The organism is Streptomyces sp. NBC_01591, assembly GCF_035918155.1.
Taxonomy (GTDB): domain Bacteria; phylum Actinomycetota; class Actinomycetes; order Streptomycetales; family Streptomycetaceae; genus Streptomyces.
In genome coordinates this window covers 3,773,630-3,795,134 of sequence record NZ_CP109327.1, presented here as the reverse complement: position 1 = coordinate 3,795,134, position 21,505 = coordinate 3,773,630, and the positions used below count along the sequence as shown (strand labels likewise).

Annotated in this window: 17 protein-coding genes; 9 read left to right on the top strand and 8 right to left on the bottom strand. The window is 70.8% G+C overall.

The features are described from left to right. Positions 1 to 16: 16 nt before the first annotated feature. Both OG978_RS17520 and OG978_RS17515 read right to left on the bottom strand, forming a co-directional pair. Complete coding sequence (locus tag OG978_RS17520; RefSeq protein WP_326766138.1) at positions 17 to 715, bottom strand: tectonin domain-containing protein; 699 nt, start codon at positions 713 to 715, stop codon at positions 17 to 19. 247 nt (positions 716 to 962) lie between these two features. After that, positions 963 to 1,196 (bottom strand): hypothetical protein, encoded by a 234-nt coding sequence (locus OG978_RS17515; protein WP_326766137.1) that lies wholly within the window; start codon positions 1,194 to 1,196, stop codon positions 963 to 965. A gap of 157 nt (positions 1,197 to 1,353) precedes the next feature. Between OG978_RS17515 and OG978_RS17510 the strand changes: the two genes are divergently transcribed. Together OG978_RS17510 and OG978_RS17505 are read left to right on the top strand one after the other, a co-directional pair. Further along, complete coding sequence (locus OG978_RS17510; RefSeq protein WP_326766136.1) at positions 1,354 to 3,936, top strand: bifunctional FO biosynthesis protein CofGH; 2,583 nt, start codon at positions 1,354 to 1,356, stop codon at positions 3,934 to 3,936. A gap of 209 nt (positions 3,937 to 4,145) precedes the next feature. Then, positions 4,146 to 5,261, top strand: a complete 1,116-nt coding sequence (locus tag OG978_RS17505) for an ADP-ribosylglycohydrolase family protein (RefSeq protein ID WP_326766135.1) — start codon at positions 4,146 to 4,148, stop codon at positions 5,259 to 5,261. A 511-nt stretch (positions 5,262 to 5,772) separates the two neighbouring features. Here OG978_RS17505 and OG978_RS17500 read toward each other — a convergent pair. Then, positions 5,773 to 6,555, bottom strand: coding sequence for an SDR family oxidoreductase (locus OG978_RS17500; RefSeq protein WP_326766134.1), 783 nt, complete (start codon positions 6,553 to 6,555; stop codon positions 5,773 to 5,775). Between the two features lie 80 nt (positions 6,556 to 6,635). Between OG978_RS17500 and OG978_RS17495 the strand changes: the two genes are divergently transcribed. After that, positions 6,636 to 7,475, top strand: a complete 840-nt coding sequence (locus tag OG978_RS17495) for a hypothetical protein (protein WP_326766133.1) — start codon at positions 6,636 to 6,638, stop codon at positions 7,473 to 7,475. A 128-nt stretch (positions 7,476 to 7,603) separates the two neighbouring features. Here the strand turns inward: OG978_RS17495 and OG978_RS17490 are convergent, their stop codons facing one another. From OG978_RS17490 to OG978_RS17480, 3 genes are all read right to left on the bottom strand, one after another. Continuing rightward, positions 7,604 to 7,810: a DUF397 domain-containing protein gene (locus OG978_RS17490; protein WP_326766132.1), complete on the bottom strand. Its 207-nt coding sequence runs from the start codon at positions 7,808 to 7,810 to the stop codon at positions 7,604 to 7,606. A 242-nt stretch (positions 7,811 to 8,052) separates the two neighbouring features. Further along, positions 8,053 to 8,922 carry a helix-turn-helix domain-containing protein gene (locus OG978_RS17485; RefSeq protein WP_326766131.1) on the bottom strand — a complete coding sequence of 290 codons (870 nt, stop codon included), beginning with the start codon at positions 8,920 to 8,922 and terminating at the stop codon, positions 8,053 to 8,055. Between the two features lie 276 nt (positions 8,923 to 9,198). After that, positions 9,199 to 9,921, bottom strand: a complete 723-nt coding sequence (locus OG978_RS17480; RefSeq protein WP_326766130.1) for a GOLPH3/VPS74 family protein — start codon at positions 9,919 to 9,921, stop codon at positions 9,199 to 9,201. A gap of 180 nt (positions 9,922 to 10,101) precedes the next feature. On the opposite strand from OG978_RS17480, the gene OG978_RS17475 reads away from it, so the two are divergent. The 4 genes from OG978_RS17475 to OG978_RS17460 all read left to right on the top strand — a co-directional run bounded on the left by OG978_RS17475 (position 10,102) and on the right by OG978_RS17460 (position 16,369). Further along, positions 10,102 to 12,639: a D-alanyl-D-alanine carboxypeptidase gene (locus OG978_RS17475; RefSeq protein WP_326766129.1), complete on the top strand. Its 2,538-nt coding sequence runs from the start codon at positions 10,102 to 10,104 to the stop codon at positions 12,637 to 12,639. 194 nt (positions 12,640 to 12,833) lie between these two features. Continuing rightward, entirely contained in the window at positions 12,834 to 14,789 is a 1,956-nt protein-coding gene (locus tag OG978_RS17470) for an MFS transporter (protein ID WP_326766128.1), read from the top strand. 184 nt (positions 14,790 to 14,973) lie between these two features. Continuing rightward, positions 14,974 to 15,426, top strand: coding sequence for a hypothetical protein (locus tag OG978_RS17465; RefSeq protein ID WP_326770061.1), 453 nt, complete (start codon positions 14,974 to 14,976; stop codon positions 15,424 to 15,426). A gap of 76 nt (positions 15,427 to 15,502) precedes the next feature. After that, positions 15,503 to 16,369, top strand: coding sequence for a hypothetical protein (locus OG978_RS17460; protein ID WP_326766127.1), 867 nt, complete (start codon positions 15,503 to 15,505; stop codon positions 16,367 to 16,369). On the opposite strand, the gene OG978_RS17455 is transcribed toward OG978_RS17460, so the two are convergent. Then, complete coding sequence (locus OG978_RS17455; protein ID WP_326766126.1) at positions 16,344 to 17,204, bottom strand: YhjD/YihY/BrkB family envelope integrity protein; 861 nt, start codon at positions 17,202 to 17,204, stop codon at positions 16,344 to 16,346. The two genes, OG978_RS17460 and OG978_RS17455, sit on opposite strands and share 26 nt — an antisense overlap. Positions 17,205 to 17,399: 195 nt before the next feature. Beyond that, positions 17,400 to 18,899 carry an immunity 49 family protein gene (locus OG978_RS17450; RefSeq protein WP_326766125.1) on the bottom strand — a complete coding sequence of 500 codons (1,500 nt, stop codon included), beginning with the start codon at positions 18,897 to 18,899 and terminating at the stop codon, positions 17,400 to 17,402. Between the two features lie 434 nt (positions 18,900 to 19,333). Here OG978_RS17450 and OG978_RS17445 point away from each other — a divergent pair, with 434 nt between their 5' ends. Continuing rightward, complete coding sequence (locus tag OG978_RS17445) at positions 19,334 to 20,275, top strand: sensor histidine kinase (RefSeq protein ID WP_326766124.1); 942 nt, start codon at positions 19,334 to 19,336, stop codon at positions 20,273 to 20,275. 5 nt (positions 20,276 to 20,280) lie between these two features. Beyond that, positions 20,281 to 20,967 carry a response regulator transcription factor gene (locus tag OG978_RS17440; protein ID WP_326766123.1) on the top strand — a complete coding sequence of 229 codons (687 nt, stop codon included), beginning with the start codon at positions 20,281 to 20,283 and terminating at the stop codon, positions 20,965 to 20,967. The last annotated feature ends 538 nt before the right edge of the window (positions 20,968 to 21,505 follow it).

Below are 21,505 nucleotides of genomic sequence, written 5' to 3'. Positions count from 1 at the left end.
CCGTTGGTGTTTGAGATCAGCTCGGCTGGTCTCCGGTGTACCGGTAGATTCCGCCTGCTGAGTTGACGTGCCACACGGTGCCGTCGGCTGCCGCGCCGATGTCGGCGGCGTTGCCGGGGATGCCCACCCATGGGTTGGAGTCGTAGCCCGTGTACCGGTACATCTGGCCCCTGGAGTTCACGCCCCAGACGTGGGTCCGGGATCCGACCGAGATGCGGGTCAGGCCGCCTGAGACGGCGACCCAGTCCGTGGATCCCTGGTCTCCGGTGTACCGGTAGATTCCGCCTGCTGAGTTGACGTGCCACACGGTGCCGTCGGCTGCTACGCCGATGTCGACTGCCTTGCCGGGGATGCCCACCCACGGGTTGGAGTCGTGGCCTGTGTACCGGTACATCTGGCCCAGGGAGTTCACGCCCCAGACGTGGGTCCGGGATCCGACCGAGATGCGGGTCAGGCCGCCTGAGACGGCGACCCAGTCCGTGGATCCCTGGTCTCCGGTGTACCGGTAGATTCCGCCTGCTGAGTTGACGTGCCACACGGTGCCGTCGGCTGCTACGCCGATGTCGACTGCCTTGCCGGGGATGCCCACCCACGGGTTGGAGTCGTGGCCCGTGTACCGGTACATCTGGCCCAGGGAGTTCACACCCCAGACATGGGTTCTGGATCCGACCGAGATTGAAGTGAGACCACCGGAGACGTTCTTCCAGTCAGCCATGTTCCTGTCCCCTTACCTCGAACCTTGCGAGGGGAATCTTGCTGCTCGGAGGGGCCACCCAAACGGCCTGATATGCCGATGGGCTGCAGAGATAATCCAAAAATCGCCGTTTGGGTTTCTTTGCCCCTCGGGCTGCTGGGCGGGTGGTCCACTCGCCTCACCACGAGGAGGCTGAATCAGCTGTAACCCACAAGGGAACAAGCGTGGCGCCCGGACTCCGGTCCGCCCGGTGATCCGTACGAGCCGATCAGCCCCAGGTGAGCGGGTCGAGATGGAGGTAGAAGCGCAGGCGGTCGTGGTCCAGGGCGGATCGCCATGGCGGCGACTTCAACCAGCCCGGCATTTCCAGCTCGGGTCCGCAAGATCCCCGCCCAGCCACCACACCGGCGTGCGGCAGGGCGTGATCCGAACGAAACGGCTGGTTGCCCGGCTGCTTCGTGGCCCTGTCCCGCAGGGTGTATCCGCCGCCGTCGATCGCCATGCCGGCGGTGGGCCGGCCACCGGCTCCACGGAACCGCTCTGAGCGGCGGAATCCGGGATGCCCCGGTCCCCGGTCCCGGCGACGGCTGGAGCGGATCGACCCGTGCCCGGCAGATGCCCTGGTCCGGGGCGCGGGCCTCGCTCGTATGCTCGGGTTCATGACCGATCCTCAGCGCGGACGTCCGACCACCAATTCCATGCGGCGTGCCCTCAAGCGGGCCCGTGACGGTGTCGCTCTCGATGTGGCCGAGGCCGCCGTTCTGCTCCAGGCGCGGGGCGACGACCTGACGGATCTCGCCGCCTCGGCCGCCCGGGTGCGGGACGCGGGGCTCGACGCCGCAGGCCGGCCGGGGGTCATTACGTACTCCCGCAAGGTGTTCATTCCGCTGACCCGGCTCTGCCGCGACAAGTGCCACTACTGCACCTTCGTCACCGTGCCCGGCAAGCTGCGGCGCGAGGGGCACGGGATGTTCCTCTCGCCCGACGAGGTGCTGGACATCGCCCGCAAGGGCGCGGCCATGGGGTGCAAGGAAGCGCTGTTCACGCTCGGGGACCGGCCCGAGGACCGGTGGCCCGAGGCACGGGAGTGGCTGGAGGCCGAGGGGTACGACGACACCCTCGCGTACGTACGCGCCATGGCGATCCGGGTGCTCGAAGAGACCGGGCTCCTCCCGCACCTCAACCCGGGCGTGCTGAGCTGGACCGATCTGCAGCGGCTCAAGCCCGTCGCCCCGTCCATGGGCATGATGCTGGAGACGACGGCCACCCGTCTGTGGTCCGAGCCGGGCGGCCCGCACCACGGCTCCCCGGACAAGGAGCCGGCCGTGCGGCTGCGGGTGCTGGAGGACGCGGGGCGCTCCAACGTCCCGTTCACGACCGGCATCCTGATCGGGATCGGCGAGTCGTACGAGGAGCGCGCCGACTCCCTCTTCGAGCTGCGCAGGACCGCCCGCGCCTACCACGGCATCCAGGAAGTCATCGTCCAGAACTTCCGCGCCAAGCCGGACACCGCGATGCGCGGCATGCCGGACGCCGAGTTGGAGGAGCTGGCCGCCGCCATCGCCGTCGCCCGGCACATCCTCGGCCCGTCCGCCCGCATCCAGGCCCCGCCGAACCTCGTCGACGCCGAGTACGCGCTGCTCATCGGCGCCGGGATCGACGACTGGGGCGGGGTCTCGCCGCTCACGCCGGACCATGTGAACCCCGAACGCCCCTGGCCGCACATCGACGAGCTCGCCGCGAAGACCGCGGAGTCGGGGTTCGCACTGCGTGAACGCCTCACCATCTACCCGGAGTTCATCCGGCGCGGCGAGCCGTGGCTCGACCCCCGCCTCCTCCCGCACGTCCGCGCGCTCGCCGACCCGGAGACGGGGCTCGCCCGCGAGGGTGCCGTCCCCGCCGGGCTGCCCTGGCAGGAGCCCGACGAGGAGTTCGGCGCCAGCGGCCGCACCGACCTGCACCGCACCATCGACACCGAGGGCCGCACCGGCGACCGCCGCGAGGACTTCGACGAGGTGTACGGGGACTGGGAGGCGCTGCGCGAGGCCGCCGCCCCCGGCATGGTGCCGTCCCGCATCGACGGCGATGTGCGCCAGGCGCTGAGCCAGGCCGCCGACGACCCGACGAAGCTCACCGACGAGCAGGCGCTCGCCCTGCTCCACGCGGACGGCCCGGCGCTCGACGAACTGTGCCGGATCGCGGACACCCTGCGCCGCGACGTGGTCGGCGACGACGTCACGTACATCGTCACCAGGAACATCAACTTCACCAACGTCTGCTACACCGGCTGCCGGTTCTGCGCCTTCGCCCAGCGGCGCACCGACGCCGACGCGTACACGCTCTCCCTGGACCAGGTCGCCGACCGGGCCGCGCAGGCGTGGGACGTCGGCGCGGTCGAGGTCTGCATGCAGGGCGGCATCCACCCCGACCTGCCCGGCACCGCGTACTTCGACATCGCGCGGGCGGTGCGGGAACGCGTGCCCGGCATGCATGTGCACGCCTTCTCGCCCATGGAGGTCGTCAACGGCGCCACCCGCACCGGCATGTCCATCCGTGACTGGCTGATCGCCGCGAAGGAGGCCGGGCTCGGCTCGATCCCCGGCACGGCGGCCGAGATCCTGGACGACGAGGTCCGCTGGGTCCTCACCAAGGGCAAGCTGCCGACCGCGACATGGCTGGAGGTGGTCAGGACCGCCCACGAGGTGGGCCTGCGCTCGTCCTCGACGATGATGTACGGGCACGTCGACCAGCCCCGCCACTGGCTCGGCCACCTGCGGACCCTGGCCCGGCTCCAGCAGGAGACCGGCGGCTTCACGGAGTTCGTCACGCTGCCGTTCATCCACACCAACGCGCCGGTCTACCTCGCGGGCATCGCCCGCCCCGGCCCGACCGACCGCGACAACCGGGCCGTCACCGCCATGGCCCGGCTGTTGCTGCACCCGCACATCACCAACATCCAGACCAGCTGGGTCAAGCTCGGCACGGAGGGCGCGGCCGAAATGCTCCGCTCGGGCGCCAACGACCTGGGCGGCACCCTGATGGAGGAGACCATCTCCCGGATGGCGGGCTCCGGTTACGGCTCCTACCGCTCCGTCCAGGACCTGGTCGCCATCGCGGACCTCGCTGGGCGCCCGGCGAAGCCGCGTACGACGCTGTACGGGGAGGTCCCCGAGGAGCGGGTGGCGGCGGCCGCGGCGTCCGACGGGCACCTTCCGGAGCTGCTTCCCGTGCTGCCGGACTGAGCCGTACGCGCGGCCTGTTCCGGGCGGCGCTCCGTCCGCGAGCGCCGCCCTCGCTCATCGCCGCAACCCGCCCGCCATTTTTCTGCCGGCCAACTGCGCACATACCCACGCGTACCCGGTTCCGTGGCCTCTACCGACCGTTCCCGTTCGATTACAGTGCTGCGCAGTCGCAGGCGGGCCTGCCTGCGGGCCGACGGGGGAGGGGCACGGTGAGCACTGGGACCACGGCTGTGTGGGGCCGTGCCGAGCAGCAGGACTTCCGCAGCCGGGTGCGCGGCGCGCTGCTGGGCGGGGCCATCGGAGACGCGCTCGGGGCAGGGATCGACGGGCTCACGCTCGAAGAGATCCGGGCGGCCCACGGCGCCGACGCCGTCACCGACCTCGTGCCCGCGCACGGCGCACGCGGCACCGTCACCGCCGTCACCCAGCTCACCCTCTTCACCGTCGACGGGCTGATCCGCGCCCAGGTCCGCCGCGACACCGGGGCCTGGCACCCGCCCACCGATGTGCACCGGGCCCATCTGCGGTGGGCGGCCACCCAGCACGACTGGGGGCCCGACGAACGCCGCGAGGACAACGGCTGGCTCGCACGGGAGGAGTGGCTGTACGCCCGCCGTGGCCCCACCCGGGAGTGCCTGACCGGGTTCGGCGACTCCACCATGGGCACCCTCGACAAGCCCAAGAACCCCCAGGCGCGGGACTCGGCGGCCCTGACCCGGTCCGTGCCGTTCGGGCTGCTCGTCGGCTGGGAGCCCCAGCTCGTCCTCCAGCTCGCCGTCGAGTGCGCCGCCCAGACCCACGGCCACCCCACCGCCCTGCTCTCCGCGGGCGCCCTCGCCGTCATGGTGCACGGCCTGGCCCGGGGCGAGACCCTGGACGGCTCCGTCCAGCACGCGCTGGGCCTGCTCGCCGAACGCCCGGGGCACGAACCGGTCACCGAGGCGCTGAAGCAGGCCCTCGGCACCGTGCGCCAGGGCATCCCGGGGCCCGCCCTGATCGAGTCGCTGGGGGCCACGGACGCCGCGGAGGAAGTCCTCGCCATCGCCGTGTACTGCGCGCTGGTCGGCGAGGACATACGGCACGGGCTGCGGCTGGCCGTCAACCACGGCGGGCCCTCCGCGGCCACCGGGGCCCTGTGCGGGGCGCTGCTCGGCGCGCTGCACGGCGAGACCGCGCTGCCGCCCGCCTGGCTCGCCGAACTGGAGGGCAGGCCAACGGTGCTGGAGCTCGCGGACGACTTCGCCATGGAGATGACGCAGGGGCCGGCCCTGCACAGCCCGTCGGCCGCAGCACCGGGCTGGCTGGCCCGCTACCCGCGCGCCTGAGCCCTCGTACGGGGGGTGGGTACGGGACGCGGCGGCGTCCCGTACCCCGCCGGGTGTCAGTCCTTCAGGCCCTCGGCGACGGCCGCGTCCCCGGAGCCGGACTGCGCCGGCTGTTCATGTGCCCCCTCCAGGGGTCCGCCTTGTGAACGGGGTGCGCACTTCGTCGGTACGGCCGTTCAGCGGGGCCCCGTGCGGGAGCGGGGACATCGGGGATTGAACCGTCTGCCCGGTGTCGCGGTCAAGGCTTTCACGGTCAGGGATGTGAACGCAGATCAGCAAGTCGAACGATTTTGCTCGCTCTTGACTTACGCGGTCGTTGTCGCCGACGTGACGGCGGACACACGATGAGCGGGCACTTCGTCAGGCCGCGCAGAGAACGAGGAGCGCCCGAAGAACGTCGAAGAGCACAGAAAACCGCACGGGATGCGGGTCCCGTGCGGCGGACAAGGAGAGGTCTGTGGCAACAGCTCCAGTGCGCCGGCTCCGGCGCATCAGGTCCAGTGTGTCGGCTCTAGCGCATCAGCTCGCCCGCGTTGACCAGCAGCGACTGCCCGGTGATCGCCCGCGCCCGGTCCGAGGCCAGGAACGCGGCGGCCTCGGCGACATCGCCGTCGGTGGCCGGCTCCGGGAGTGCCATGCGTTCGGTGAGCCTGCCCAGCACCTCGGCCTCGGGCACCCCTTCGCTCTGCGCCGTGAACCGCACGTACGCCTGCACCGGCGGCCCCCACATCCAGCCCGGCAGCACCGTGTTCACCCTGATCCGGTGCGGGCCCAGCTCCTGTGCCATGGAGTACATGGCCGAGGTCAGCGCCCCCTTCGAGGCCGCGTACGCCGCCTGCTGGACCTGGGACGGTGCGGCCACCGAGGACTGCGTGCCGATGATCACCACCGAGCCGCCGCGCTCCTTGAGGCCGGGCAGGCAGGCGCGGGTCATCCGCAGCGTACCCAGCAGATTGACGTCGATCACCGACTGCCAGGTGGCGAAGTCGGCATCCTCGATTCCGCCGAAGTAGCTGTCCCAGGCGGCGACATGGACCACCGCGTCGATCCGCCCGAACCGCTCCAGCGCCAGCGCGGCGAGCGCCTCGCACTGCGCCTCGTCGGTGATGTCGGTGGTCAGCCGGGCCGTGTGCCGGCCGTCCGGGTCGATCTCCGCGGCGGACTTGGCGAGATTCGCGGCGGTACGCGCCCCGAGCACCGCGTTGCCGCCGTCCCGCACGACCGCCGCCGCGACCTGATGCCCGAGCCCGGCGCCCACCCCGGACACGATGATGGTCTTCCCCGCGAGCAACATCGGCGGCCTCCCGGCTCTGGCAGAACTCCTGACGGGGCGTCAGAGTAGGACGCCGCTGCGGAGTACGGAAGGGGAACGGCATGAGCGACGAGACGCGGAGCGACACCTATGCCGAACTGGCCGCGCTGGGGCCGTACGGTGTCCATCCCGGCCATGCGCTGATCACCATGGTCGAACCGCACCCGGGTCATGAGTACGCATACAACCGCTGGTACGAGGACGACCACTACTACGCGGGCGCGATGGCGATGCCCTGGATGTTCGCCGGGCGGCGCTGGGTGGCCACCCGGGAACTCCAGGAGCTGCGCTACCCGGAGACTTCCGCGGTCGCGCAGCCCGTCACGGCCGGCTGCTATCTGTCGACGTACTGGGTGACGGACGGGCGCTACGACGACCACATGAGGTGGACCGTCGGTATCAACCGGAGACTCAACCGGGACGGCCGGGTCCACCAGGGCCGCACCCATGTGTTCACCGCGTTCCAGGACCACGAGGCGACGGTCTACCGGGACGGTGCGGCGGGGCCCCGGGACTTCCACGCCCTCGACCATCCCTACCGGGGACTGGTCCTCGAAGTGATCGACGCCGAAGGGGCGGGGGAGCGGGCCGAGTTGCTGGAGTGGCTGCGCTCACGGCATCTGCCGAAGCGGCTGGCCGGGTCGCCGGCGGCGATGGTGACCGTCTTCCGTCCCACGCCACTGCCCGGTGACCGGATGAGTTACGTGAAACAGGTCGAGGGCGTCGACACCCGGCTGACCCTGCTGTGGTTCCTCCAGGAGGACCCGAGGGAATGCTGGGCCGAGCACTTCACCGGGCTCGACGCGGCAGTCGCGGAATCCGGCCTGGGGCGGGTGGAGCTGGTGGCGCCGTTCATCCCGACGGTGCCGGGCACCGATCTGTATGTCGATCGGTTGCGCTGAGTTTCTGCGCTCGCCCGGCTTCCCGTCGGGTCGGGCATCGAGCCCCCTCGGCCAGGACGGCGGACCAGTCGAGAGGGCTGACAGCAGCACCGGATCCGGCGCAGCGATGCGAACGGGAAAAGCGTTGATCAGGCGTTGACGGCACCATTGCCGACATCGCGCACGAATGCGTTCCACGCGGCGGGGACGAACGTGATCGAGGGGCCCTCGGGGGCCTTTGAGTCGCGCACGGCAATTGCCTGCGTGAGAGGGGACTTGACTTCGACGCAGGCGCCGTTGCCCCCGGAATACGAGGACTTCGTCCACTTGTCCGTAGCACCCTGACGAATGGCCATGTTCACTCCGGTTCAAAGAGTCGCGTGAATGACACCAACAGCGTTTCGGTTGGTGTGATCGACGCTACTCGCCAAGTTCTCTGAGCGAAGGGGGCGTTCACTCGACCGAGTGGTACATACCAAGGAGATCTTCCACTCGGAGTGGGCGGCGGTGTACCTTGCCGCCGCCCCTCCCGTAACATCACTTCATTCTCCGCGATCGGGACTTTGCGGGCTGTGCTGCCTCGCTGTTCGGTCGGCGTTCAGCCGCTGCTGCGCCCGGTGTACTCCTTGATGATGCCGGTGATGAAGTGCCGGGTCTGATCCACATTCAGCGCCTGTGCCCGCAGGTGCTCGTACATGACGCTGTACCGCTGCACATCGTTGGCCTTCTCCAGATAGAGGTCGCTGGTGACGCCTTCGATATAGACGACGCTGGAGTCGGCCGCGTCCGGGAATTCCAGAATGGCGTACTGCCCGTTGATGCCGGGGTGCGCGCCCATTTCGAACGGCAGTACCTGCACGGTCACGTGCGGCAGCTGGGACAGCTCGACCAATTGCTCCAGCTGCTCGATCATCACCTGCTTGCCGCCGACCAGCCGGCGCAGCGCGGACTCGTCGATGACCGCCCACAGTCGCAGCGGGTGCTCGGGATCGGTGATCCGGTCCTGGCGGCGGGCCCGGACACTGACGCGCTTGTCGATGTCGGCCGGCGGGGCCTCCGGCAGTGCTCCGTTGATCAGCGCCTCGGCATAGCTCCGGGTCTGCAACAGGCCCGGGATCACCTGGGGTTCGTACACCCGCAGCGATTCGGCGTCCGTCTCCAGACCGATGTAGACGCTGTACGGGATGTCGCCGAAGGCGTGCCACCAGCCCTGCTGGCGCGAGTCCTTGGCCATCTGCATGAGCGAGTCGACGATCCGGTGGTCCTCGACCTCGTACACCCCGCAGAGATCGCGGACATCGCGCTGGCTGATGGAACGGCGGCCGTTCTCCAGGCGGCTGATCTTCGACTGCGAGACCAGCAGCCGCTCCGCCACCTCCTCGGCCGTCATGCCCTTGAGCTCGCGCAGGCGGCGCAATTCCTGGCCCAACCGGCGTCGTCTGACGGTGGGATTGACGTTGGACGGCACGGAAACGGCACCTCCGGCTATGTAGCTGTGCGTATCTACTGCTCAGCAGATTGCCACCACTTCCCCCGGCCGCGCTGGGAAATGGCCACACGCACGCGCGCGGGGCAGCCGATGTCTCTCGGCTGCCCCGCGCTTGGTGCGGCTCCCGGACCGGGTCTTGGGGACGACGGTGCGGCGGTATTCGGTTGGTGCTGCCGTGCTGCCGTGCTGCCGTGCTGCCGTGCGGTTGCGCTGCGGTGCGTGCGGCGCGGGGTGCGGTCCCGGGACGTGGTGCGCCTAGTGGGCCGCGGTGTGCGCCATGCTGTCGCGGCGTGACTGCGACTGCACTTGCGGTTGCAACGGAACTCCGGCCGCCTGATTGCGGCGCGGCTGTGCAACCGCCCCGTTCTGGACGTCCATGACGGCATGCGCCACGAGCCCGCCCATGGGGTCGTGTCTGATCAGGTCCCGGAGCCGGGAGCGCGATGAACGCCCCTCGTTCCCGGGATACAGGTGCTTGCCGAGTCCGACCGCGTGGGCCAGCGCGGCGAGCGCCGCGGTCCGCGGGTCCGGCGGTACGCCGGTGCGGATCGCACTGTCCAGCCTGGCTCTGATGTCCCGGCTGATTGCCGTGTCCGTCGCCTGGTAGCGAGTCGTCGGCAGCACTCCGCACATCTGGCCCGCAACGGCATGCACCATGCCGCATCGCTCCAGATGAGCGAGGTAGATCTGACGCAGCCCCAGCCGGGGCCCGCCAATCCAGTGGACCGCCCGAACCGGGCTGCCGCGTCGCCGCAGCAGTTCCAGTGCGGAGTCCAGAGTCGGATCTCCTGTCGGCCGTGGCATCACCACGGCGATACGATCCCCGTCAGGGGCTATCCGTCCTGCCAGAGCCAGCTCCACTAGCTGAGCTCCGGCGAGGCCGAGGTCGAGCGACTGCGGCTGCGCTGTGGTACCCGTGGTCGGGTCCAGAGCGAGCAGCAGAAGCTCCTCCGGAATTGTTCTGCGGCTCCTGCCCATCCATGCCTCCCCGCGTGGATGAATGACAGGGTGACCCCTCTCACATTGGTCTGTCGAGAGTGCCTGGGTGCTTTGTATGGGAACCAGTAGGTATGTCGTTCTCGTCTAGCAGCCGGGCCGGTGGTTCACACGGGACACTGGTAGATGGTTCGGACAGCGCGGGGGTGTCCCCCGTGCCGCATGGAGGAGGCATCGGTGGCGGGCGAGTCCCCCGACAAGTCGGAGCAGCAGAAGTCGTCGGGGACGGCTCGGAGCGAAAGCGATCCGCGGCTTGCCGTCTTCCGTGAACCGTCCGCCGATGACGCGGCCGCCGGAAAGACGGACACGGCCACGGCCGTCTTCCGTACGGCGCCGGTCGCCGGGGACGGCGAGGACGCCGAGGCGGACATGGCTACGGCCGTCTTTCGCACGATGCCGTCCGCGGACGGCGCGGACGACGCGGACAGCGAGGGCGGTGACGACTCGGGGCAGCCGGAGGGTTCCGGGGCTGAGGAGCCGTCGGCGGACGCGGATACGGACGCGGACACGGGTTCGGGTTCGGAGGCCGAGGGCCCTGACGGCGCTGTGGGCGCCGAGGAGGCCGAAGAGGCCGAGGGGTCCGGGAAGGGCGCCGAGAGCCCGGAGGAGGCGCCTGAGGCCTCGGAGGGCGCGGATGCGGCTGAGCCCGCGGATGCTCCGGAGAGCGCGGATGTCGTTGAACCCGCGGATGCCTCGGAAAGCGCGGATGCGGCCGAGCCCGCTGACGATGGCGATGACGACGCGGAGAGCGAGTCCGCGAATACCGCCGAGGGCTCCGAGGAAGGCGACGCGCGGCTGCGTGCGGCCGTCTCCGCCTGGGTGTCGAAGGACGACGACGCGGACGGCGAGGGCGCGAAGGGCGCGCAGGGCGCGCAGGGCGCGAAGGGCGCGGAGGACGACGCCGACGCGGACACTGACGTGGCTGCGGACGACGTACCTTCGGACACGGCGACCGCGTCGAGCGATGCCGATGCCGATGCCGATGACACCGATGACGCCGACGAGCCGACCGGTGACGCGTCCGACGGCAAGGCTTCGGCTTCCTCCGCCGAGGAGAAGAAGGCCGAGGAGAAGAAGGCCGACGACGCCGCCGAAGGCGACGAGGACGACGACGCCGCCGAGGACAAGCGCGGAATCGACCAGCCGACCGCCATTTTCAGGGCGCCCGCCGTGCCCCAGGTCGACCAGCCGACGACCGCGCTGAAGATTCCCCCGCCCGAGCCGAAGGCGGGATCGAAGCCCGAGTCCGCCACTGAGCGGACCAGCCAGTTCGTACCGCTGCGCGGGGACGACGTACGACCGGCGCAGGCGCCCGCGCCCCGTAAGCCCGAGGTGCCCGCCGCCTCCGCCGCGAGGCCCGGCACGCCGCCTCCCGCCGCGATGTCCGGCGCCGAGCGGACCACGCAGCAGCCGATGCCGCCGAAGCCGCCGCTCGACCTGCTGGCCGAACTGACGAACACGCCTCCGCCGCCGGAGACACCGGTCCGCACCGCCGTCCGCAGGGTCAAGATCTGGACCCCACTGGTTCTGCTTCTGCTGATCGTCTTTGCGATCGCGCAGATGATGCGCCCGCTCCCGGAGCCCGAGCTCCAGATGTCGGCGAAGGACACGTACACCTTCAAGGGCAGCAAGCCGTCCCTGCCGTGGCCCAGCGAGGGCCAGGGCTACATGGCTGCGACCGGCCTGGGCCAGGTGGATTCGTTCGGCGAGCAGAAGGCCGTGCCGATCGGCAGTGTGGCCAAGGCGATGACCGCGTACATCGTGCTCAAGGACCACCCGCTGAAGAAGGGCGAGAAGGGGCCTTCCATCGAGATCGACGCCAAGGCGGAGTCGGACGGCAGGCTGGACGCGGAGGGTGAGTCGACCCTCAACACCGTGAAGGCCGGTGACAAGCTCACCGAGCAGGAGGCCCTCTCGGCCATAATGATCCCGTCCGCGAACAACATCGCGAGGCTGCTGGCGCGCTGGGACGCGGGGTCCGAGGAAGCGTTCGTCAAGAAGATGAACGACACCGCCAAGTCGCTCGGCATGAAGAACACCACGTACACCGATCCGTCCGGACTCAACGCGACCACCGTGAGCTCGGCCGAGGACCAGGTGAAGCTGGGTCAGAAGCTGGTGGAGATCCCGGCGCTGATGGAGATCACCAAGCTGCCGTCGTGGACCGACCCGTCGGGCAAGAACTGGCGGAACTACAACACCCTCGTGCCGTACGACGGAGCGCTCGGCATCAAGACCGGCTCCACCAGCAAGGCCGGCGGGAACCTCCTCTTCGCCGCCCACAAGATGGTCGGTGGCACCGACCAGTTGATCGTGGGCGCCGTGCTGGGCCAGCACAAGCCGGCCATCATCGACACGGTCAACGCGGTCAGCAAGGAAGTGATGGTCGCGACGCAGGCGCTGCTGGAGGGCGCCAAGGTCGTGAAGAAGGGCGACGTCGTCGGCACCGTCTCGGACGGCTTCGGCGGCAGTGTCCCCGTGGTCGCGACCAAGGACGTGTCGGCGGTCGGCTGGGCCGGTCTCACGGTCAAGATCGAACTGACCGACGACGGGAAGGTGATCCCGAACTCGGCGGCGGCCGGTACCCACGTCGGCACGCTCACCGTGGGCGAGGGCTCCAGCCAGGTGAAGGTGGCCGTCGCGCTGCAGAGCGATCTGACCGAGCCGACCTTCGGGGACAAGCTGACCCGGATCGGCTGACCGGCCGACGGGAACGGCCCGATGGCCGGAACGACCCGATGACGGAAGGGGGTGCCGATCCCGGCACCCCCTTCCGTACTGCGTACGTGTTAGCGTCCCGAGGCAACTCGATGACGCGGGGACGGCGTCCTCACAGGTGCACGGGGCAGCAGGGGCACGAGGCAGGCGGATTCGGGGAGACGGGGAGAGCCGTAGTGACCACTGCGGAGCCGAGGCCCGGCCGTGAGACGGCCGACAGCGCAGGCACGAGGGACAGCAATACCGGCGGCAGCGGCGTCGGCAGTGGCGGCAGCGGTGGCGGACGTACGCGGACGGCCACGCCGACCCGGACGGAAGCGGAAGCCCGGGACGCCTCCGCGTCGCGCACCGACCCGTCTCGCACCGACCCGTCGCGCAAGGCCCGCGCCGAACGGCTGCTGCGGCATCCGGTGACGATCGCGACGGCGGCCGCCGCCGTCACGCACCTGCTCTGGTTCTTCTTCGGCGCGAACAGCGGCGGCGACCTCGCGGCCCAGGACGCCTGGGCGGAATTCGTCGGCCGGCACCCCGGTACGGCGTACAACCTCGCCTGGTACGGGGGGATGCACCCCGTCTCGTACAGCGTCGTCTCGCCGTATGTGATGTCGGTGCTCGGCGTGCGTACGACGATGATGGTCGCCGGGACGGTGTCGACGGCGCTGACCGCGCTGATCCTGGTCCGGGTCCGGGCCGTCCGCAACCCCCTGGCCTGCTCGCTGGCCGGGGCGTTCGCGTACTTGTGCAACGCGCTCTCGGGGAGGGTGACGTTCGGGCTCGGCATGATGTTCGCGGTGGGTGCGACGGCCGCGGTGTTCTGCTGGCCGCACCTCCGGTGCGAGCACCGGCTCCACCGGAGCAGCTGTCGCTGTGCCCCCCGTAGGCGGTGGGCGAAGGCGGCCGTCGCCGCACCGCTCGCCGGGCTCGCGACGGCGAGCAGCCCCGTGGCCGGACTGTTCCTGGGAGTGGTCGCCGCCGCGCTGTTCCTGAACAAGCGGCGCCCCGGCGCGTACGCGCTGGGCCTGGCCCCGGTCGCGGTGGTGGCGCTGTCCGCGTGGCTGTTCCCGTTCTCCGGTACGCAGCCGATGTCGATCGGGACCCTGTCGCTGCCGTTCATCTTCTCGGTCCTCGTCTTCGTCCTCGTACCTCGCGACTGGAAGACGGTCCGCACCGCGGCCGCCGTGTACGGCGTCGGGACGCTGCTGACCTATGTGATCGACTCGCAGATCGGCTCGAACATCACGCGGATGGCGATGCTGTTCGCCGGAGTGGTGCTCCTCGCCGCGCTGCCGTACACCACGCCGCGCTCCCGGCGCTGGTACGCGCTGGTCATCGCGTTCGCCGGGCTGAACTTCTGGATCGGCTTCAAGGGCGTCGACGACATCGTCCGCACCGCCCCCACCGCTGCCGGGGCGCGTGAGCTGGCCCCGCTGGTCAATGAGCTCCAGCAGGTCGGTGCCGAGCGGGGCAGGGTCGAGGTCGTGCCCGCGAGCAGCCACCGGGAGGCGTCCGGACTCGCGCCGTTCGTCAATCTGGCCCGGGGCTGGAACCGGCAGGCGGACATGGAGCGCAACCCGCTCTTCTACGACGACACCCTGGACAGCGCCAACTACCGCCAGTGGCTCGACCGCTGGGCGGTGCGCTACGTGGTGCTGCCCAAGGGGACGCCGGACTCCAGCGGCGCGGTGCAGGAGGCGAAGCTGGTCGACGAGGGGCTGCCGTACCTGAAGCCGGTGTGGTCCGACGCCAACTGGCGGCTCTTCGAGGTGGACAGCCCGGTGCCGCTGGCCGATCCGCCGGCCTCGGTGGACCAGGCCGGCGCGGGCGAGCTGACCATCCATGTGAAGACGCCGGGCCGGATCCTGATCCGCGTCCCGTACTCGCGCTGGCTCGCCGTGGTCGATGCCGAGGGCAAGGGCGTCGAGCGGCCGCAGGAGACCGAGGAGTCCAAGCGGCGCACGGACGAGAACACTCCGCGGACCTACGTCAACACCAACGGCTGTCTGTTCAAGGCCGAGGAGGACGCGGACGGCGACGAGTGGACGGAACTGCTCGCGCCGCGGCCTGGCGTGTACCGGCTGGCCGCCCCCTACCAGCTGCCTCCCGGCACACCGTGCCCGGAGGAACTGCGCTGACGACGGTTCGGCGGGGGCCGAAGAGTCGCGGATCTAGCGTCGAGCCATGACGGAAACGAAGCATGCGCTCGGCGCCCCTGGCAGCCTCGGCACCCCCGACAACCCCAACACCCCCGACAACCCCAACACTCCCGACGAGGCCCCGGCGACCGACGACCGCGACCCCGCGCAGATCGTGACGGCCATGGTCGACCACGTCCTGGCCCTCGCCGCGACCTGGACCGCCTGGGACGGCCGCCCCGTCCCCGCCGGTGACCGGCTCTACACCCCGCACAAGGCGATCCGCCGCGTCGCCGACCACATGGTCGACCATCTCGCCGAGATGGAGGCCCGACTCGTCGGCGAGGAGACCCGGCCCGACCACTGGCACGCCTCGGCGACCACCACCGCGGCCGACCTCGCCCCGTTCACCGGAGCCGACCTCGACGAGGCACGCAGCCGGCTCACCCGCCTGGCCAGGATCTGGACGAACCGCCTGGACGCCCTGACGCCCGACGAGCTCGACCGGTCGGCCGGAACGGGATGGACCTTCCGCCAACTCGCCTTCCACCTGGCCGAGTCGGCCTACTACGCGGACTCCGTGGGCGACCTGACGGCGCGCGGGACAGTCGCTCCGGGGAGCGGTGCCGGCCGGTGATACCGCGTCGTACGGGCGCACGGGGCGGGGCATCGTCCGGGCGGATGTGTCGGTGCCCGCGTCTAGGCTCGCGTGCATGATCGAACACAGAGATGGGCTCGCCTGGCTCCGCCGCGGTCTCGAGGGCTACCACCTCACCCTCGCGGAAGGCATACCGGCCGAGGAACTGGCGGTGCGGCTCGGATCCCCCGAAGGGGCGCCGGTGCTGGACGCGGACACCATCGCGGCGATCGAGCGGAGCGCGCCCCCGTGGGACCAGTCCGTCCCCGACATCGGCCGCATCGGGGACGCGGGGAACGGCTGGTCGTTCGTGCTGCTGCCCTGCACCGCGTACTGGGAGTTCGGCCGCACCGGTCCGGAGAGCCCCTTCGGGCGCCATCCCTCGCACGGCATCCGCACCCTGAGCGCCGTCTACACCGGTATGGATCCGGCCCAGATCGACTTCATGGACGACGAGCAGCACCTCTGGGGCTTCTTCGACGGTGGGTTCAACGGCTCAAGCCCCGACCTCCTGAACAAGGCCCTGGCCGAGCTCGGCTGGGACGCCGACGAGGTACCCGAGGAGGACGAGGACGGCGACATCCCCCCGCACGCCCCCTCCTACGAGCTCGTGTACGAAGCCCTCGGCAACTTCCTGGGCCTGGGCGGCCTGCCCCGCGCCGCCATCGAGAACAACACCCTGCCCGGCATGTTCTGCGAACCCCGCGAGCTCCCGCGCCACGAGTACGCCGACGCCCCCGCCGGGCCGTACGAGCCGTGCGGGCAGTGCGGCGGACAGATGACCCTGAGCCACGTGACGAAGGCAGTGGGCAGCTACGTCCTCTACTGCGACCGGTGCAAGGCGTTCGGCGGATACCGCGTCGAACGACTGGTGCGCACCGCGGAGCGCACCGTACCCAACCCCAAGTGGGCGAAGCTCAAAGCCCTCGGCCACGACTGCTGAACCGTCTGCGGTCCCTCGTCAGGAACCGGTTCAGCGGCGGTTCTTCCGCCAGCACGGCGCCGATGGTCACCGCGAAGGTGACCGCGGCACACACGGCGATCAGCCAGGACAGCAGCGTGAGGACCAGGCCGAGGGAACCGTACTCGTGCAGGGCACGATTGAGCGCGGTGGGCATGTAGAGCGGGGCGGTCAGGGCGAGGGCGCTGGTGGCGGCCGCGGCCAGGACCGCCCCGGGCAGCAGCGGCAGCCAGGAGACCCGGCCGGCCAGCAGCAGGTGCTGCGTCCACAGCCACACACCCGTGCTCACGAGGAAGAGCAACGGGACGCCCAGCCACGCGCCGGCGCCGAAGCCACTGCGGACAGGGCCCTGCAACAGGACGACCAGCACCAGCACGAGAAGCCACACCACCCAGCGCCAGGCCGTGATTCTCGTGCCCGCTCTCGGGAGCCGCCAGGCCCGCTCACAGACCCGGGCCATGGCGCGGCTGAAGCTGGTGGCGGAGGCCAGTGCCACCACCAGGCCGATGACGCCGCTGGTCTCGCGCAGGCTCTTGTCGGCGGAGCTCCCCAGCACCTGACCCAGTTCCGTGTTCGCCTGGCCGTTCAGGCCGAACATGGCGCGCAGGGACTCCCGCAGCTGGTCGCGGACGCTGAGCGGCGTGAAGGCGGCGATCGCGAACAGCAGGGGCACGGAGGCCAGGAACGCCTGGGCAGCGAGCCGGGTCCCCGCGTCCAGGAGGTTCGTGGACAGCAACCGGTTCGTCAGTTCGCTCACGACGGGGAAGTGCTGCTCGACACGGGCGCGCAGTTGCTCCAGCCGTGCCCTGAACGCCATACCGGCGCCCCCCTTGCTGCCGCTGCTCGTGTGCCACGCGGTCGAGGCCAGCCAAGTCCCTCCGGCCTTCGGGGTGCGTCGGCCCGCGCACGGCCGGGCCGCCGTTCCCCCGTACGGCGTACACCCGGTCGTGGCACCGGGAGGCCCGGGTGAGCCGACGGCTCAGCGCCGGACCTGGCCGGGCGAGGGCCGGCGTCAGGCGCCGGGGATCTCCTCGATCCGTTCGCGGTTGAGCAGGTACAGGGGCAGGTGCGGCCGGTCCGGGGCGATGGGGAACCCGTAGTCGAAGGCGAGACTCGCCATCGCCAGTGGCCCCAGGGCCACTTGGGCGCGCGGCGCCGCCGACTCGCCCCAGTGGGCGCCGTGTTCGGCGAGTGCTTCGGCGAGTGTCTCGGCGAAGGCGTCGTGGTCCTGTGAGACGAGACGGTGGAAGAGCGCGACCGGCTGGTAGTCGATCCCGTTCACGAACTCCATCGGCGCGTGGGTCACCTCGTCGGGCCCGGACGTCTTCATGGTGGCGACCAGCTTCTCCACGACCCCGTCCATGGAGTCGCGTTCGGAGAAGTAGGTCTGCAGGGTGTCGATCCAGCACAACACGTACGCGTCGACGGAGTCGTCCTGCCGCAGCGTCTCCAGCGGCACCTGGCACAGTCGCCGGATCCGGTCCCCCTCCCGGCACACGATCGCCAGGTAGAGGGCGTCGAGCCAGGCACGGGCGTCCGCGGGCGGTGCGGCGGGCGTGGCCGGCAGCTGCCGGACGCGGTCCTCGCCCAGTCGGCATTCCTGCGGCCGCGCACCGGTGAACAGGGCGGAGCCGAGCTGTACGGCGGTGGCCCAGGCGTCCCACGTGTCGATCTGCGCCGCCCTGGGATCGCCGGCGCAGTGGGCGAGGGCGTGGGCGACGGCGGAGGCGAAGGCGTCCGCCAGGCCGGCGGCCGGGTCCTGGGAGAGCCCCGCTATCGACTCGGCCGTGGTGCGGGTGAGTTCGGCAAGGTCGGGAGCGGGCGCACCGGCGGCGGTACGGGTGGCGAGCCGGCCGGCGCGGTCGAGCCGGACCAGGCCCCTCATCAGGCCGAGCAGGGGTGCCGGCGGCTGGATGGAGAAGGACCGGGTGTCCTCGTCGATGGCCGTGAGCGACGTCAGGCCGCCGCGGTGCCACCAGTAGAGCCGCGGGGACAGCGCGCCCGGTCCGTCCTCGAAGGCGCCCAGCGCGTAGGAGGCGAGGCCGTTGACGGCGTCGACCACCGTGCCGTCGGCGATCGGGTGGTACACCAGGTTGTGGCGGCTCGGCATGACGACAAGGGCACCGGCGTGCGGAAGCGACTCGCCGGTGACCTGCCGGACCGCGGCGGACAGGAACAGGGCCTGGCTGCCGACGAAGTGCGAGTCACCGTAGAAGGAGTGCAGGACCGTCCCCTCGAAGGGGACCTCCTCGTGTGTGACGGGTACGCGCATCAGGTTCTCGTACGCCGCCTGCCCCAGCTTCTCCAGGCCGACGCGCTCCACGTCCGGGTCGGTGAGGATCCGTACGTCGGTGGGCCGGTCGAGGGCGTAGGCGAAGACGAGGCCGTCGGCCACGAGGCGCGCGTAGCGCAGGGAGCCGGCGATCTCAGGGGTGATCGAGTCGGCGGGCAGCAGCCGGGCGTACGTGCCGCGCAGCAGTTCGTCGGTGTCGGGAGTGTGGTCCGGGTTCATTGCGCTGACTCTACGAAGGCGGCGTGCGGGCGGGCGACGCGGCCCGGGTTCCCGGGTCGAGGACGGCCCGCCTGAGCGACGCGAGGCGGTCGGCCAACTCTCGTACAACTCTCCTGACGGCGCCGGAAGGAACCACCCCACCCGACGGGTCGTACCCAGGTCTGACCCCGCAATTCAGCTCTCGGTCCGACGCCCGGCGGTTACGGCGAAGGCATCGTCGTAGGCATGACGAACCCGACGAGATCCATGGCCACCCCGGCCACGACGATCGGTGCCCGACTGCGTGGCGCGCTGCCCGTGGAGCGGCCGGCGGACACCGGCTTCCCAGGACGTTGGGTGGGTGGCACCGCCATGGTGCTCGGCCCTCTGCTGATGCTGGCCGGCGCGTTGCTGCGGGCCCGCTTCCACGCCGGCCGCTCGCGGTCCTGGGCACCGTGCTTGCGGCGCTGGCCACGGCGTCGCTCCTGGACATCCCCCGCGAGCCGTACATCGCCGCCGGTCTGGCGGTCTACCTCGTCGCACTGGCCGAGCCCGCCCGCCGGTCCGTACCCGCACTCGCGGCGACGCTGCCGGTGGCGTGCGGCGCCGTCTACCTCGGCGAGGCGGTGGTCACTCCCGCCGAGGACTGGCGGGGTGCCGTGGGAGTGGCCGGGATGGTACTGGCGGTGATCGTCGGGTCCTGGGGTGTGGGGTTCACCGTGCGCGGTCGCCGGGCCGAGGCCGGGCGGGAGGAGCGGCGTCGGGCGGAGCGCGCACTGGACGAGGAACGCCTGCGGATCGCCCGCGAACTGCACGACATCGTCTCGCACAACCTCAGCCTGATCGCCGTAAAGGCGGGCGTCGCCGGCCATGTGGCGGACGACGACCCGCAGGAGGCGCGGGCCGCACTCAAGGTCATCGAGGAGACGAGCCGTTCCGCGCTGGCCGAGATGCGGCGCACGCTCGGCGTGCTGCGCACCGAAGGCGCACCCCTGGGACCCGTACCGGACCTCGACCGCCTCGACTCGCTCGCCGCCGAGGCGAACCGGGCAGGGGTCGAAGTCGACTTGACGGTGCACGGCACGCAGGGCCTGGCCGAGGGGACCCGGCTGACCATCTACCGGATCGTCCAGGAGGCCCTCACCAACGCTGTCCGGCACGCCGCCCCGACCCACTGCCGTGTCACGGTCGAGGCGGACGCGCACGAGATCCGCATCGACATACAGGACGAGGGACCATCACCCGGACGCCCACGGGCCGGCCGCCAACTACCGGGCGGACACGGCCTCCTGGGGATGCGGGAGCGGGCGATGATGTACGGCGGCAGCTTCGAGGCCGGGCCCCGACAGGAGGGCGGCTTCGCGGTGTCCGTCCGGCTGCCCGCCGAAGGGAAGTAACCAGCATGACTGACGAGCCCCAGGTCCGGGTGCTGATCGCCGACGACCAGGCCATGGTGCGCGGCAGCTTCCGCGCCCTCGTCGACCACACGCCCGGCATGACCGCCGTGGGCGAGGCCGCGGACGGAGCGGAGGCCGTCGAACTCACCCGCGGCGAGCGGCCCGACGTCGTGCTGATGGACGTACGCATGCCCGAACTGGACGGCATCGAGGCGACCCGACAGATCGGTGCGGACCCGACCCTGTCCGGCGTCCGCGTCCTCATCCTCACCACCTTCGACCTGGACGAGTACGTCTACGCCGCCCTGCGCGCCGGCGCCGCGGGCTTCCTGCTGAAGGACACCCCGCCGGCCGATGTCCTCGCCGCCATCGGCGTCGTCGCCGCGGGCGAGGCACTGCTCGCCCCTTCGGTGACCCGACGCCTGATCGCGGAGTTCGTCCGCCGCCCGGAGCCGACACGACTACCGAGCCGCTCGCTGGACACGGTCACCAACCGCGAGCTGGAGGTACTCGGCCTGATCGCCCGCGGCCTGTCCAACACGGAGATCGCGGAACACCTCCACCTGAGCGTGGCCACGGTCAAGACCCACATCGGCCGCCTGCTCACCAAACTCCACGCCCGCGACCGCGCCCAGCTCGTGATCGTCGCCTACGAGACCGGGCTCATGGGCGACATCCGGCGCGGGGTGTAGCGCCCACAAAACGGACGACCCTCACCGGAGCCATGAGCCACGCACCTCATGGGTGCTGCGCGACCAGAAGGCGCTGCCGCCCGCTGGGGCGGCAGCACCTTCTGGCCTGCTGCTTCGCTTGTGGCCCCGGCAGGATTCGAACCTGCGACACCCGCTTTAGGAGCGAGGTGGGGCGAGTCGAGGTCCGACCTGCGGGATACCGCCCTCGGCGCTGCTGACTGTGGCCTCCGCCGGCAGCCGAAGTTCCCCGTGAGTCCCCGCCCGATCTGGCGAGGTTGTGGCACGGGAACTTCTGTTCCGTAGCTCTGGAGAGATCGGTCAGCCGGGCGGGGGCATGGAGGCCACAACGCGGTCCCTCGGAGTGGCTGGCGGTCGTGGCCGGTCGCTGTGGCTGCTGTACTTCGCTGCTGTAGCGCAATCGTCGGGCGGACGCAGTGCGGCGGTGACGGAACCCAGGCTGCGGCTGCTCCGGCTGAGTCCCGGATGCTCCCTCTCGGCCATCGGACGGAAACGGCTACACCGTCCGGGCGGATCACCC